At 62.9% G+C, this 12,899-nt stretch carries 19 protein-coding genes; 9 read left to right on the top strand and 10 right to left on the bottom strand.

Translation table 11 applies throughout. From position 1 onward, the window contains the following. Positions 1 to 26: 26 nt before the first annotated feature. Together xth and LZK98_RS04720 are read left to right on the top strand one after the other, a co-directional pair. Complete coding sequence (gene xth / locus LZK98_RS04725) at positions 27 to 830, top strand: exodeoxyribonuclease III (RefSeq protein ID WP_233785251.1); 804 nt, start codon at positions 27 to 29, stop codon at positions 828 to 830. A 251-nt stretch (positions 831 to 1,081) separates the two neighbouring features. Next, positions 1,082 to 1,441: a hypothetical protein gene (locus tag LZK98_RS04720; RefSeq protein ID WP_233785250.1), complete on the top strand. Its 360-nt coding sequence runs from the start codon at positions 1,082 to 1,084 to the stop codon at positions 1,439 to 1,441. A 100-nt stretch (positions 1,442 to 1,541) separates the two neighbouring features. Here LZK98_RS04720 and LZK98_RS04715 read toward each other — a convergent pair whose 3' ends face one another. Next, on the bottom strand, positions 1,542 to 1,862 hold the full coding sequence (locus tag LZK98_RS04715) for a DUF1905 domain-containing protein (protein ID WP_233785249.1): 321 nt from the start codon (positions 1,860 to 1,862) through the stop codon (positions 1,542 to 1,544). A gap of 348 nt (positions 1,863 to 2,210) precedes the next feature. On the opposite strand from LZK98_RS04715, the gene rlxS reads away from it, so the two are divergent. Next, a complete protein-coding gene (gene rlxS / locus LZK98_RS04710) occupies positions 2,211 to 4,187 on the top strand; it encodes a relaxase/mobilization nuclease RlxS (protein ID WP_233785248.1) in 1,977 nt (658 codons plus the stop codon). Positions 4,188 to 4,423: 236 nt separating this feature from the next. On the opposite strand, the gene LZK98_RS04705 is transcribed toward rlxS, so the two are convergent. From LZK98_RS04705 to LZK98_RS04690, 4 genes are all read right to left on the bottom strand, one after another. Continuing rightward, positions 4,424 to 4,942 (bottom strand): GNAT family N-acetyltransferase, encoded by a 519-nt coding sequence (locus tag LZK98_RS04705; protein WP_233785247.1) that lies wholly within the window; start codon positions 4,940 to 4,942, stop codon positions 4,424 to 4,426. A 14-nt stretch (positions 4,943 to 4,956) separates the two neighbouring features. Further along, positions 4,957 to 5,241 carry a type II toxin-antitoxin system TacA family antitoxin gene (locus tag LZK98_RS04700; RefSeq protein ID WP_233785246.1) on the bottom strand — a complete coding sequence of 95 codons (285 nt, stop codon included), beginning with the start codon at positions 5,239 to 5,241 and terminating at the stop codon, positions 4,957 to 4,959. A 178-nt stretch (positions 5,242 to 5,419) separates the two neighbouring features. After that, complete coding sequence (locus LZK98_RS04695) at positions 5,420 to 5,617, bottom strand: hypothetical protein (protein ID WP_233785245.1); 198 nt, start codon at positions 5,615 to 5,617, stop codon at positions 5,420 to 5,422. Positions 5,618 to 5,728: 111 nt separating this feature from the next. Continuing rightward, on the bottom strand, positions 5,729 to 5,974 hold the full coding sequence (locus LZK98_RS04690) for a DUF2188 domain-containing protein (protein ID WP_233785244.1): 246 nt from the start codon (positions 5,972 to 5,974) through the stop codon (positions 5,729 to 5,731). Positions 5,975 to 6,128: 154 nt separating this feature from the next. Here LZK98_RS04690 and LZK98_RS04685 point away from each other — a divergent pair, with 154 nt between their 5' ends. The 3 genes from LZK98_RS04685 to darG are packed head-to-tail and all read left to right on the top strand — an operon-like array spanning position 6,129 to position 7,848. Next, positions 6,129 to 6,491, top strand: a complete 363-nt coding sequence (locus LZK98_RS04685) for a DarT ssDNA thymidine ADP-ribosyltransferase family protein (RefSeq protein ID WP_233785243.1) — start codon at positions 6,129 to 6,131, stop codon at positions 6,489 to 6,491. A gap of 14 nt (positions 6,492 to 6,505) precedes the next feature. Continuing rightward, the gene (locus LZK98_RS20660; RefSeq protein ID WP_406693861.1) at positions 6,506 to 6,727 is read left to right on the top strand and encodes a DarT ssDNA thymidine ADP-ribosyltransferase family protein; all 222 of its coding nucleotides are present in this window, start codon (positions 6,506 to 6,508) and stop codon (positions 6,725 to 6,727) included. An 8-nt stretch (positions 6,728 to 6,735) separates the two neighbouring features. Continuing rightward, entirely contained in the window at positions 6,736 to 7,848 is a 1,113-nt protein-coding gene (gene darG, locus LZK98_RS04680) for a type II toxin-antitoxin system antitoxin DNA ADP-ribosyl glycohydrolase DarG (protein ID WP_233785242.1), read from the top strand. A 194-nt stretch (positions 7,849 to 8,042) separates the two neighbouring features. On the opposite strand, the gene LZK98_RS20655 is transcribed toward darG, so the two are convergent. From LZK98_RS20655 to LZK98_RS04660, 5 genes are read right to left on the bottom strand one after another with little or no spacing between them, the layout of a single operon-like run. After that, positions 8,043 to 8,513 (bottom strand): hypothetical protein, encoded by a 471-nt coding sequence (locus LZK98_RS20655; protein ID WP_406693859.1) that lies wholly within the window; start codon positions 8,511 to 8,513, stop codon positions 8,043 to 8,045. Between the two features lie 29 nt (positions 8,514 to 8,542). Further along, on the bottom strand, positions 8,543 to 8,908 hold the full coding sequence (locus tag LZK98_RS20650; protein ID WP_406693857.1) for a DUF6527 family protein: 366 nt from the start codon (positions 8,906 to 8,908) through the stop codon (positions 8,543 to 8,545). Positions 8,909 to 8,927: 19 nt separating this feature from the next. Further along, positions 8,928 to 10,121: a ThiF family adenylyltransferase gene (locus LZK98_RS04670; RefSeq protein WP_233785240.1), complete on the bottom strand. Its 1,194-nt coding sequence runs from the start codon at positions 10,119 to 10,121 to the stop codon at positions 8,928 to 8,930. Continuing rightward, positions 10,096 to 10,353 carry a multiubiquitin domain-containing protein gene (locus LZK98_RS04665; RefSeq protein WP_233785239.1) on the bottom strand — a complete coding sequence of 86 codons (258 nt, stop codon included), beginning with the start codon at positions 10,351 to 10,353 and terminating at the stop codon, positions 10,096 to 10,098. The genes LZK98_RS04670 and LZK98_RS04665 overlap by 26 nt, the downstream gene beginning before the upstream one ends. 9 nt (positions 10,354 to 10,362) lie before the next feature. Further along, positions 10,363 to 10,500 carry a hypothetical protein gene (locus tag LZK98_RS04660; protein ID WP_233785238.1) on the bottom strand — a complete coding sequence of 46 codons (138 nt, stop codon included), beginning with the start codon at positions 10,498 to 10,500 and terminating at the stop codon, positions 10,363 to 10,365. Between the two features lie 152 nt (positions 10,501 to 10,652). Between LZK98_RS04660 and LZK98_RS04655 the strand changes: the two genes are divergently transcribed. The 3 genes from LZK98_RS04655 (at position 10,653) to LZK98_RS04645 (ending at position 12,889) form a co-directional block, all read left to right on the top strand. Then, positions 10,653 to 10,988 (top strand): helix-turn-helix domain-containing protein, encoded by a 336-nt coding sequence (locus tag LZK98_RS04655; protein WP_233785237.1) that lies wholly within the window; start codon positions 10,653 to 10,655, stop codon positions 10,986 to 10,988. Continuing rightward, on the top strand, positions 10,985 to 11,866 hold the full coding sequence (locus LZK98_RS04650) for an ImmA/IrrE family metallo-endopeptidase (protein ID WP_233785236.1): 882 nt from the start codon (positions 10,985 to 10,987) through the stop codon (positions 11,864 to 11,866). The genes LZK98_RS04655 and LZK98_RS04650 overlap by 4 nt, the downstream gene beginning before the upstream one ends. A gap of 117 nt (positions 11,867 to 11,983) precedes the next feature. Next, positions 11,984 to 12,889 (top strand): HEPN domain-containing protein, encoded by a 906-nt coding sequence (locus LZK98_RS04645; RefSeq protein WP_233785235.1) that lies wholly within the window; start codon positions 11,984 to 11,986, stop codon positions 12,887 to 12,889. Positions 12,890 to 12,899 lie beyond the last annotated feature (10 nt).

Raw genomic sequence — 12,899 nt, 5'->3', positions numbered from 1 at the left:
CGGATTTGAGCGGGCACGGCTCCGATATGAGGATCGCGACCTACAATGTGAACGGCATCAACGGGCGCCTGCCCGTGCTGCTGCACTGGCTGGAGCGATCCGCACCCGACATCGCCTGCCTCCAGGAGCTCAAGGCGCCGGATGAGCGCTTTCCTGCAAAAGCGCTCGCCGACCTCGGCTACGAGGCGATCTGGCACGGGCAGAAGAGCTGGAACGGCGTCGCGATCCTGAGCCGGATCGGCCCGCCGGTCGAGACCCGCCGCGGCCTGCCCGGCGATCCCGACGACAGTCACAGCCGCTATATCGAGGCAGCGGTCGGCGGCGTCCTGATCGGCAACCTCTACCTGCCCAACGGCAATCCGCGCGCCGGCCCCAAGTTCGACTACAAACTCACCTGGTTCGAGCGGCTGATCGGCCATGCCGCCGCGCTGACCGGAGCCGACATGCCGGTGGCCCTCGTCGGCGACTTCAACGTGATGCCGACCGAGCTCGACGTCTACAAGCCGGAGCGCTGGCTCGACGACGCGCTGTTCGCGCCGGAGGTGCGCGCCGCCTACCACCGCCTGCTCGACCAAGGCTGGACCGACGCGCTGCGCAGCCTCAACCCGGACACGCGCATCTATACTTTCTGGCATTATTTCCGGAATGCCTTTGCCCGCGACGCCGGTCTCAGGATCGATCACATCCTGCTGAATCCGACGCTCGCCAAACGGCTGAACGCCGCCGGCGTCGAGCGCGAGGTGCGCAGCTGGGAGAAGTCCAGCGACCATGCCCCGGTCTGGATCGAGTTGTCCGCGGACAAGCCAGCGAGACGCCGCAAACAGGAGTAAAGGCTCGTCTCGGCAAGGCCCAGCATGACGGCCGCCGGACCGGCTCTCAAGGCCGGCGGCCCCTCCAATTTTGCCGCCAAATGAGCGCGCTTCGCGCGCAGTTTTTGTTCGTTCGCACGCGACAAAATCGGTTCCTCCGCCGCCGCTGGCGCGGCGCTCCGGCTGCGCCTGCGCGGCCCTGACAGCCGCCCCACCGCCCGTCTTCGACGGTCTGTCCTCAATCGAGAGGACGTTCGGTTCGGAGGTTCGTCATGACCATGATTTCGATCATCAGAACGGCGTCTCGCGACGCTTATCCGGCGCTTCTCGCGGGGCTCCAGCACGAATTCGGACGCGACGGCGCGGTCGAGATCGCGACGCGGTTTCTCGAAGCGGAAGCGGCGGATTGCCACTGGGAAAGCCGCACGATGGAACGCCATCTCGGCGCCTACGAAAGCCTCGATGACGATGGCGGGGAGCTGGAACGGGTCGCGATCGCCGGCACGCTCAGGGACACCTGGTTCGTGGCCATATGCATCGTCGATGGCGACGGCGTGGTGCACGATATCCGCGATCTCAGGCTCCTGGAAAGCGAAGGGCAAGCGCGCGCGGCATTCGAGCACCTGCGCTGACGGGAGATCGCCCGTCCCAGCGGGAGCGGCGTCAGACTGGCGTCGCTCCCGCGCTCTTTTGGCCCTTGGCGCGGAGAACGCCGGATCGCCCGGGGCGCGCCTACAGCAGGTCGAGCCGCACGGCGACCTCATCGCCAGCCTGCAGGCCCTCGGCGCGGCAGATCGCCTTCTTGACCGGCAGGAACCAGCCGCCTTCCTTCGGCGGAAACACCGACGTCGACCAGCGGCTGTCGCCGATCTCGACATCGACCCTGACCGAGCCGAACCCGCGCCGCCGCCCGCGCTCGAGCCGTCGCATCAGCTCGTGCGCGCTGATCGCCTCGGCAGCCTCGCCGGTGATCCGGACATAGCCGATGTCGCCGTATTTTTCGGTGCGCCATACCAGCAGCGGCGCAATGAAGGTGACGGTGTCGCCGCTCAAGCCCACCAACTCCTCGACAAGCCCATGCAGGGACGGACGCTGCCCTACCCGGCCGACTGCTGCAACGGGCCGGAGACACCACCCCGTCTGCTCCGAGCGTGACGAGCTGCGTTCCCAAGGCATCTCGGCCCAGGAGGCCGCCGAAGGCAAGATAAAGCGCCGGCACCGTCGGTGCCGCAAGCGATTGTCTGCACATCCTTTTCCAGCGATTGCACCGGCACTGCCGCTCGCGCACCGGTGCCACCTGCTGAAGAATTAGCGGATTTCTGCGGCTTTCGGCGGCACCGGTTTTCAGCGCCGGCCAAGCGCGCCATGTTCTTCCCCGGGGCGCGCGGACCGGATCAGGCCATGGCCACAGACGACATGTTCGAGCCCAAGCTCGGCCGCATCGGCGATCGCGGCGGCAAACGCGCCCGCAGCTATCTCTCGCGCGTGCTTGCCGCCGCCAATCTCGCCCGCGGCGGGAGCGGCGGTCGGCGCGGCGCCTTCGCCGGCGCCCGGATCGGACGCGGCGCGGGCGTCGGCCGGCTGCTCGCCCAGCGCGACCGCTATGCTGCCTATCGGCAGCGCCGCGTCATCGTCAAAACGCGGATCGCTAAACTCGCCGGCAAGGGAATGGACGGTGCCCGCGCCCACCTCAGATACATCCAGCGCGACGGCGTCACCCGCGACGGCCGGCCGGGCGAGCTCTATGGTCCGGACGCCGACAAGGTCGACGGCAAGCGCTGGCTCGACGGCCACGCCGGCGATCGCCATCAGTTCCGCTTCATCGTCTCGCCCGAGGACGGCGACCAATATGCCGACCTCAAGGACTTGACCCGCCGGCTTATGGCGCGCGTCGAGCAGGACCTCGACACCAGGCTCGATTGGGTGGCGGTCGATCACTTCAACACCGGCCATCCGCATACCCATGTCATCGTGCGCGGCAAGGACATATCCGGGCGCGATCTCGTCATCGCGCCCGACTATCTGACCCGCGGCATCCGCGAGCGCGCGGCCGAGCTCGTCGATCTCGATCTTGGACCTCGCAACGACCGCAACATCGAGGCGCGGGTCCGCGCCGAGATCGATCAGGAGCGGCTGACCAGCATCGATCGCCAGCTCTTTCGCGAGATGGACGACGAGCGCACCGTCGCGGCGCTGGGACGCGATCCCTTCCAGCACAGCCTGCGCACCGGCCGCCTCCAAACACTCGCGCGGCTCGGCCTTGCCGAACGTTTGAACGACGGCCGCTGGCAGCTGGCGGAGGGTATCGAAGACACGCTGCGCCGGATGGGCGAGCGCGGCGACATCATCCGCACCATGCAGCGCGCGTTCACGGCGCGCGGCATCGCGCCTGCCGCGGCCGATCTCGCCATCTATGAGCCTATGGCGCCGGACGCGCGACCAATCACCGGACGCGTCCTCGAACGCGGTCTCTCCGACGAGCATCGCGACCGCCATTATCTGCTGGTCGAAGCGACCGACGGCCGCACCCATTATGTCGATATCGGCAAGGGCGAGACGCTGGCGCCGCTGCCGGCCGGCGCGATCGTCCGGATCACGCCCGCGCCGCCGGCGGTCCGCGCGGTCGACCGCACGATCGCCGCGGTCGCCGCGGCCAATGGCGGGCGCTACGACGTCGACGCGCATCTGCGCCACGATCCCGGCGCGACGGAGGCGTTCGCCCAAACCCATGTCCGCCGGCTCGAAGCGATGCGACGGAAAGGCGGCGCCGTCGAACGCGCAGCAGATGGCAGCTGGATCATCGCGCCCGACCATCTCGACCGTGCCCAGGCCTATGAGGCGACCCGCGCCAGAGAGGCTCCGGTGCGGGTCGAGACGCTCTCGGCTCAACCGCTCGACAGGCTGATCGATGCCGAGGCGGCGACCTGGCTCGACCGCGAGCTCGTCGCAGCCGTACTCGAGCCGCTGCGCGATGCCGGGTTCGGGCAGGCGGTGCGCGATGCGCAGCGGCAGCGCCGGCAATGGCTGGTCGCCCAGGAGCTCGCCGAGGAAACGCTGGGCAGGACGACCTACCGCCCCGGGCTGCTCGCCACCCTCCAGCGCCGCGAGCTACTGCGCGCCGCTGCGCGGCTCTCGGACGAGCTCGGCAGGCCGTTCGTGGAAACACCGGCCGGCGCGCGGGTCGAGGGCATCTACCGGCGGGCGGTCGATCTCGCCGGCGGCCGGTTCGCGCTGATCGAGAAATCCCGCGAGTTCACGCTGGTGCCGTGGCGGCCTGTGCTCGACCGCCATGTCGGCAAGGCGGTGTCGGGACTGATGCGGAGTGACGGCATCAGCTGGTCGATCGGACGCGGCAGGAACGGACCGTCCATCAGCTGACTGCATCACCGATGGTGGCGTTGCCTATCATCGCGCGAGCGGACCGCCGCCGGTCACACCTGGCACGCAGCTGGTGGAGGGCAGCATGCGCACAGTCTGTCGCGGGATACCGGGTCCGCCGAGCCCGAAGCCATGGCCACGCGTCACCACGGGTTGATTGACGTGCGCGTTCGCCTGTCGCTGGCGACGGCTTGGGCATTATGGCTGACGGCTGTTTTGCCGTGTTCCGCCCGGCTTCAGCCGGCAACGGCCTGACGCAACGTCTCGACCGGCAGGAACAGCGTTCTGGTCCCGGCGGGAAACACCTGAAAACCATATCGGGCATAGAAACCCACTGCTTCGTCATCGAGCGCATGGACGATCAGTGCCCGCAAGCCGGCGACCAGCGACGCGTCCAGGGTGCGTTGCATCGCCTCCCGGAGCAGTCCCGCGCCGATGCCCTTGCCGCCGTGGTTCCGGTGGACAGCCAGACGCCCCAGAACCATCACCGGAACCGGATTGGGCAGGCCTTGCCGGATCTTTTTCGGCACCTCCTCCCGTGTGACGCTGCCGTAGGCGAGCGTATAGTAGGCGACCACGTTACCGGCGTCCTCGCCGGCTTGCGCCGTGACGACATAGGTGCGCGACGCCTTGCCTTCGTTCTCGAGCGCGTGCGCTCTCAACCAATCGTCCAGCGGCGACTTGCCGCAGGCGAATCCGTCCAGCCGGTGATCAGCGGTGATGGGCGTCGGCGCGGCATAGGGGCGCCGGGACATGCCGAGCGGCTCGACTACTCCCAAGGCGACTTGCTCGCCACCAGCGTGCGCAGCGCCTCGACCGGTGCCGGCGGCTTCTCCAGGATGTCCGCAAAGGCTTCGCTCGCTGCGGCATCGAGGTGGAACACCCGCTGATCGAGCAGCACATCGATGGCGCGCTGCCGGGCGCTCTCGAGCACGAACTCGGTACGCGACTTGTCGATCGTCGCCGCGGCGCGATCGATCAGCTCACGAGTCTGCACGGGCAGGCGCATCGTGATCGTCGTATCGGCCTTCGGCCGCTCCAGTACGTCCGCCATGTTCAACCCTCCGTACGCAAACTCATGAGGAGCTGGATATGGAGATTGTATTGACAATGTCAATACACCTGCCCCTCCTGTTTGCTTCGGTCGGTCTAGACGACTGCTTGCAGACGTTGGTGCTCTACAAGCGGGCAGATGCATGATGGCAACGTCGCTGTCCTGCTGCTCCGGTACGCTAAAGCAGGCTCGGCTGCGCCTCCCGTCCATACAGCAGATGCAACCGCGCATTCTGCGCCGCTTCGACCGCCCGGCGGTAATGAATCGTTCCGTATTTCTCGGCTTCGTCGAAACCGACCGGCGCAAGTTCCTCGGTCGGAAAACAGGCATCGTAGATCGCGCGCGCGGCGGCGCGCAGGCAGGCATCGTGCTGCATGACGGCTCCAGGACTGATCGAATCACCACGAGGGCGCTGGAGCGGAATTTAGAACATTATAGGAACATTGGGCAAGCCCCGCTCAATGACGAGGCGAAGCTTCCTCGGCTGTCAGCCCTTCGATTTCCGCGGATCCTTAGCCCGTGGATAGGTCCGCTCCTGCTGGATGCGTCCTTTCTCGTCATGGATTTTCACGGAGCCGCCCTGCGTTCCCAACGCGCTTTTCAGCACGCCCCCTTTCAGCGCGTCACTCTTCCGGCCAAAGGTGCGGACCGCGCGATCGCTGCCAGCTTGTTCGAGGCGCCATGCATCCCCCTTCTTCGTCAGGTGGAAACTGCGCAGCTTGTCGTCAGCCATCGACCTCTCCTTTCGCCCGGGGCTCCGCCGGCGCTTTGGTGATGTATAGTTTATTATTGGATTAGTTGCATTTGGATCGATCGCCGCCAAATGTTCGTACTCGGTTGCCCCCCGTCCTTGACGCCGATAGCTTCGTCGCCGAAGCCGTGACGCTATGGATCCGCGCGTCGCCGAACTGCATTGCATAATGCCGATCGCGAACCTCCCGTCGGTGTTGGCGCATGGCATCCTATCTTATGAAAGAGCCGCCCAGCTTCAGCATGCGTCGGTCGCCATGCAGCCTGTGCAGGACCGGCGCGATCAGCGGCGCGTGCCCCAAGGCCTGCGACTCCACCAATATGCCAACCTATACTTCCACGCCCGCAACCCGATGCTTTACAAACGTTTAGGCGAAGCCGGATCGTTGTGCGTGCTCCGCGTGTCGCTCGACGTTCTGGCGATGCCGGGCGCCGTCATCACCGACAGCAATGCCGCCAGTGACTATGCCCGTTTCCTGCATCCCTCCAATGGGCGCTGATCAATTTCGACGACGTGCTTGCCGAGAGTTGGACCCACCCCGACGATCCAAGACGATATTTTCAGCACAAGTCCCGCAAATGCGCGGAAGTGCTGGTGCCGCACCGCGTTCCCCAGGAATTGCTGACCGGCGCCTACGTGATCGATGCCGTCGCCCACGACCGGCTGACGGCTCAGGCACCGCATATGACAGCCACCATTGATCCCGTTCTGTTCTTTCGGCCAAATCCGTGGTAACGAATCCTATGTTCAAAGCCCTGATCGGAGACCTGTTCGCCAGCCAGGCGCAGACGCTGGTCAATACCGTCAATTGCGTCGGCGTGATGGGCAAGGGCGTGGCGCTGGAGTTCAAGAAGCGCTTTCCTCGCATGGCGCGGGACTATGCGGATCGTTGCGCACGCGGCGAGGTGCGCCTGGGTGAGCCCTATCTCTATACCGATGAAACGGGTGCGCGGATCGTCAACTTCCCAACCAAGGGTCATTGGCGCTCGTCCTCGCGGTTGGCGGATATCGATCGCGGACTCGACTACCTCGCCGCCCATGCCGCCGAATGGGGAATCACCAGCCTGGCCTTGCCGCCGCTCGGCTGCGGTAACGGTGGCTTGGCCTGGTCGGAGGTGGGGCCGCTGATCCACGCCAAGCTCCACGAGCTGCCGATCGACGTCGAGGTCTATGCGCCGTACGGCACGCCCAAGAGCGAGCTGACGGCCGAGTTCCTCGCTGCGCCGTCGCAGCTCAGCCTGACAGGTCGGGGAATCAGGGCCGAGAAGCCTAACCCGAGTTGGATCGCCCTGGTTGAAGTGCTGCGCGAGCTTCAGGCGCAGCCCTATGCGAACCCGGTGGGGCGGACGATTTTTCAGAAGATCGCCTATGTCCTCACCGAAATGAGAGTGCCGACCGGCTTTGAGTTCGGCAAGGGAAGCTATGGCCCGTTCTCGGGGGACATGAAGGCCGCACTTCACGATTTCGCCAACCGCAATTGGCTTCAGGAAGCGCAGCTCGGCAAGATGATCGCCTTCCGGGTCAGCCCCCAATATGAAAAGGACCGGCGCAAGCTGGGCCCGGAGATCGAGCTCCACCGCAAGAAGATCGACAAGACGGCCGACCTGTTCAGCCGCATCAAAAGCACCGAACAGGCCGAGGAAGTCGCAACCATCATCTATGCCTGCCGGTGGATCAAGGCGCGCAGACCGGGCTCGACCGTCAGCGAACAGAACATATTGGACTATGTGCTGGACTGGAAACCGTCTTGGCGGTCCGAAGAAAAGCGCGAAGCCGTGGCCGGAGCCATCCGCAACTTGGTGCTGCTGAATTGGGTCAAGGCCGAGATCAGCGAAGCCATGATCGAAGCGGCATAACAGGGCAGTGAACTAACCGGATTCGGAGATACCGGTGCGCTGGCGTGACCGGAACTGGGCCGATAGCAGACCGGCAGCTATCGGATCGCCTAGTCACGAAAGCAGGCATCGCTGCGGTTGGTCGAGGATGCAGCTGGTAATTCACCGTATGTGGATCGGGTGTTTGTAGCCGTGCCCGCGAGTGGGCATCGGCATCAGATCGCACTTCGACGCTGGACGATTGTCTTGCTCAGTATTCGTCGATTGATTTTCTGCTTCCACGCTATCTGCGCGGACGAGAGGTTACGCTTGAGCGCCGTCTGTTTCAGGAACCGATATTCCTTCTCGCCAAACAGATAGCCCATTCGATAGGCGTGTTCGATGAGGTCATTGTTCGCGTTGGCGGAAATGTCCTTTGCGATGCGCTTCAGGCCTTCGAAGAGATTGCCGGTGTCGATCTGGATGAAGCGGTTGATGCAGACGTTCCCAACATAGGTCGAATTGCCATTCAACCTGTTCCGAATATAGCAATGTTCCTTGATATCTTGACCGCACGGGCAGTGATCGAATTCTTCGCTGATCTCGACGCCAACAAGATCCCATTCTCGACGTGCGATATCGAATGTCGAAGCTTCCGACAGCGGCAGAATGTGCGCTTTTAGCCGCTCGAAATTGTGGGTTTCCATCACCCCCTCCTGCCTCTCGAAAACGTTCGTTAGCCTCCGAACAAATCTTTCAGCCAGCGCCAGAAACGCGCCAGGAGTCCGTTCGGATACTGCTTGGCGTAGTAGCTTTCTCGACGCATCTGCTCGCGCCGCCTGCCAGCGGCAATCTGCTCCGCGGACCACTGCGTCGACCACTCGACCTGGCCGCCCCTGATCCAATAATGCGATTGGCATGGCCGCTGCCAATTTCCGATCGAGGGAGATAGGGTCGGACCGGTGGCATCCTCCCAGAACGACCATTCAGTTGGCCCAAGGGGGGTTCTGACCTTCGATCCGCAACCACACGCGCACAGGTGCGCAGCGGTTTCAAACTCTTCCGACACGTAGAGGATGCCCGGCTCGATCTGAGCTGGCATTGTGCGCACACGCGCAAGCCTAAACGTCGTCAAAGCTGGACTCTCCGGTGATGCGAAGGTCGCCAACGCCGAACAACAAATGCTTGAGCGCCTCTTCTTCGCGATAAAAGCCCCGAAGCTGCTTATACCTGATGAGTGCCAGACACGCATTGAGCGCGTTGAGTTCTCCAATCTGGATGTTGGCACGATAGAGATTGTCAGGCACGTCTGACAGTTCGGCGAGCTGACGCTCGCACATCTGCGCGGCGTCTTCCGCCGAGTAATAGGTCACCCGGAGCATGCCGTTGAGCGGCCCGTCCTTCCGTTTGAGGCCCATGCCGACATCGATGAACGGAATGCCGAGTGAGACCAGCAGCTCAAAAATCGCAGCGCGCGCCGATCCCTTGTCCACGCACACGAATGCGAAAGTCACACCGGCGAACGCATCTGCGGAGCCCTCGTCGATATAAGTCGCCTCAAGTCGCAAGCCGTGCCGGAAATTCTCGTAGCGCCCCTCATAGACTTCGACCTTCTTCAGGCCGAGTTCGGTTCCGTCGAGCCGCCCAGGCGAGCGAAACGCATTGTGGACATGAAAGCCGTCACCGTCGAAGCCGCGTATCTCGGGCACCGGTGTCTTGACCAGCAGGTCGAGCAGATAGGCTCCCGTCCCCCCAAGCCCGATGACGGCCACCACCTCCTCGGCAAAACCTTCATTGAGATCTCCGATCTGAGCGCGCGAGGTGAGCGTGTCTTGGAACTTGAAGATCGTGTCCGGCGCAATCTCCTCCCTGCATCTGAAGGTGTATGGGTTTGCGTCGAACTTTGCCATCGCCGGGCCGGCGATGACCGAGACGTAGCTTTCTATCTTCTCGAAAAAGTCCTCAAATTTTCCCGTCGCCTTCGGCTTGTTCGAGAAAGAGCGTTGCACAACCACATCGGCGCAAGCTGCGGTCAACTGGATCGTCGTTGCGCCACCGCCCAGGTTGCGAATCGGTGTGCCGTCCAGCTGATGCGGATGCGTGCCGGCAAAATAGACTTGGTGGTCATCCTGCTGAACCCGTTCGTGATCGACGAAGACGAGCTTAGCGACTATTGCGCCCCACTGTAGATCGCCTTCCCGGTCCAGATACGGGATGTCGCGAACGATCAGGCAATTGCTGTCGAACGCGACCGCGTAGCCGCGCTCGACCAAGCGCCCGAGATCCGGATTATGACTGACCAGTTTCCGAAACATTGAACTTCATCCCGTTCTTCACCTTGATCGAGGCGCCCGGCACCAGCGTGCCCTCGGGCTTGTTGCCGTGGCCGCGTTTGTAGGTGACCGAATATGTGATCTCGGGATGCTGCGCGTAGTCCGGCACCTCCAGGGTCACGACCTCGGCGTAGCTGATCTCATCCTTCGGCCACTCATGCTCCGTGCCTTCGACGACGATCGTTACGGTCTTCTTGGGCTTGTCGTTCGCCAACTTGGCCTCCTACTTTTTGCGGTTGGGGCGCTGCGTCAGCGCCGAGGCGGCTGCAGTCTTCGCTGCCTTGCTCGACTTGGGGTCGCGCAACACCTTCGAAGCGGCAGTAGCCGCCCGCTTGCTCGTCACTTCAGGCTTCTTCGTCATGTTCCCGTCCTCACGCTGCTTGACGACCCCACCGAGTCGTCATATAAAAACCTACGTTTTCGTAGATAGATACGATCAAAAAAATGCCCCGAGGGGGCCAATCGATCTACCTACGATATCGTAGCTATACAGGAATGGATAACGTAGAGTCAATGACGACCGAAGGTAGCGACGATTTTGGCGACCGGCTGGTCCAGGCGCGCGAGAAGCGCGGCCTTAGCCAAGCCGAACTCGCCAAATTGGCGGGATTGCAGGCCGCCGCGATCGGACATTTCGAGCGGGACCGGCGAAAGCCATCATTCGCGAATGTCCGGGCCCTCGCCAAGGCGTTGAGCGTGTCCTCCGATTTCTTGCTTGGTCGCTCGCCGACGATGGAAGGCGCCACCACCGCTTTTCGCGGCGAGGAGCAGCTCTCGCATCATGACCGGGAACACATCCAGATGATGATCGACCTCATGACCAAGAAGCGGGAGGCTGGCGAAGAATGAGCAAGGCCCGGCTCTCCTGGGCTCGCCAATGCGGGGAGCGAAAGGCCAAGGAGCACGGGTTCGACACCTTTCCGATCGATCCATTCGTGATCGCTTCGGCTGAAGACATTTTGGTCGTGCCAAAGCGACCTGATCAAGTTGGCGTCAGTGGGGGCATTATCTTTGGAGACGAAGTCGGGATCTTTTACTCGACCGACATCAAAAGCGACGGATTTCAGCGGTTCACCATAGGCCACGAGCTGGGGCATTATTTCCTGGATGGGCACCCGGAAGAAATCCTCAAAGTTGCTCCGGCACATATCTCGCGAGCGGGCTTTACCGAGGGGAATTCCGCGATCGAGCTTGAGGCCGACCATTTCGCCTCCGGCCTGTTGTTGCCGACCCGGCTGGTCCAGGCTGAGCTGGACCGAGAACAGATCGGTCTCGAGGGCATCGAAGCGCTTGCCGAGATATCGAAATGCTCCCTCACCGCGTCGGCGATCCGCGCGGCAGAGTGCAGTCCCTACCCAATGGCAATTGTGATGAGCAGGAGTGATGAAGTGCGCTACGCCTTCCTTTCGGAAGGTTTCAAAAAGCTCGGCCGCCTGAACTTCCTGCGCAGGGGCTGCGCCCTTCCACAAACGCTGACGCGGCGCTTCAACGCCGACAGGGTCAACGTTGAGGCAGCGAGACGCGCCTGTGAGCTGACGACCCTCAACGATTGGTTCGGGAGTTCATCCCAGATCGAGCTCGACGAACAGGTAATCGGGCTCGGAGAATATGGTTTCACGCTAACGGTACTGACGAGCGAGAATCTTCCGCCCGATCCGGATGAGGAAGAGGATGAGGAAGCGAAGCTGATCGAGAGCTATCGCCCCAAATTTGCCTATGGCAGATGAGCCTGCGTCTATGTGGGCTGATGAGCCGAGTGCAGACTTGCCGCTCGCAGGATCGAAAATGTTAATAGCAGAGGTTCGGCCGGGCGCGTTTGCGTGTCTACCGCATGGAAGGCCTTAATGCGAAGGGATGTCGATCATCTGCCGGCGGTACAGCAGGGCGAGCTGGAGCGGATCCAGCGCGTGCTAATGGAGGAGTTCGCCGAGGCAATATCCAGAGCGACGACGCCCAGCCGCAGGAACGGCAAAATACTAAAGATCATCCTGTTCGGCTCCTATGCGCGGGGCGACTGGGTCGATGAAGCTGAGAACGGCTATCAGTCTGACTTCGACCTGCTCGTGGTGGTCAGCCACGACGACCTCACCGACATCGCCCATTACTGGTATGTTGCCGAGGACCGGATTCTGCGCGACGCCGAGATCCGGCGGCCGGTTAACATCATCGTCCATTCGCTCGACGAGGTGAATCAGTCGCTCAAACGTGGCGAGTATTTCTGGGTCGATATCGCCCGGGAAGGGATCGTCCTTTACGAGCTGCCGTGTCACCCGTTGGCGAGGCCGATGCCACTCACCTCGGCGGACGCCTATCAGATGGCAAAGACCTATTTCGAAGAGTGGCTCAAGAAGATCGACAGTGGGATCAAACTATCGCGGTTTGCCATTGGGGAAAGCGAATACAAAGATGCGGCCTTCCTGCTGCACCAGACAACCGAGCGCGCCTACATCTGTTTCCTGCTCGTGCGGACGCTCTATTTCCCGCGCTCGCATAACATCAAATTCCTGCGCTCCCTCGCCGAGGATAACGAGCCGCGGCTGATCGAGGCGTGGCCGCGCGAGCGCCGGATCGACCGCCGGCGCTTCCAGTTGCTCAAACGCGCCTACGTCGAGGCGCGCTATTCGACGGCCTATGAGATCGACGTCGAGGAGCTGAACGCGATCCTCGGATGTGTGCGTACGCTCCGCGATTTGGTTGAGCAGGTCTCACGCGAGCGGCTCAAGGAATTGCGGATCGCTGCCGGACTTTGACCACCGCGCG

Origin of the sequence: Sphingomonas cannabina (genome assembly GCF_021391395.1) — a bacterium.
In the GTDB taxonomy this organism is placed as follows: Bacteria; Pseudomonadota; Alphaproteobacteria; order Sphingomonadales; family Sphingomonadaceae; genus Sphingomonas; species Sphingomonas cannabina.
The sequence above is the reverse complement of the archived record's forward strand: the minus strand, read 5'-3'. Positions and strand labels throughout refer to the sequence as shown.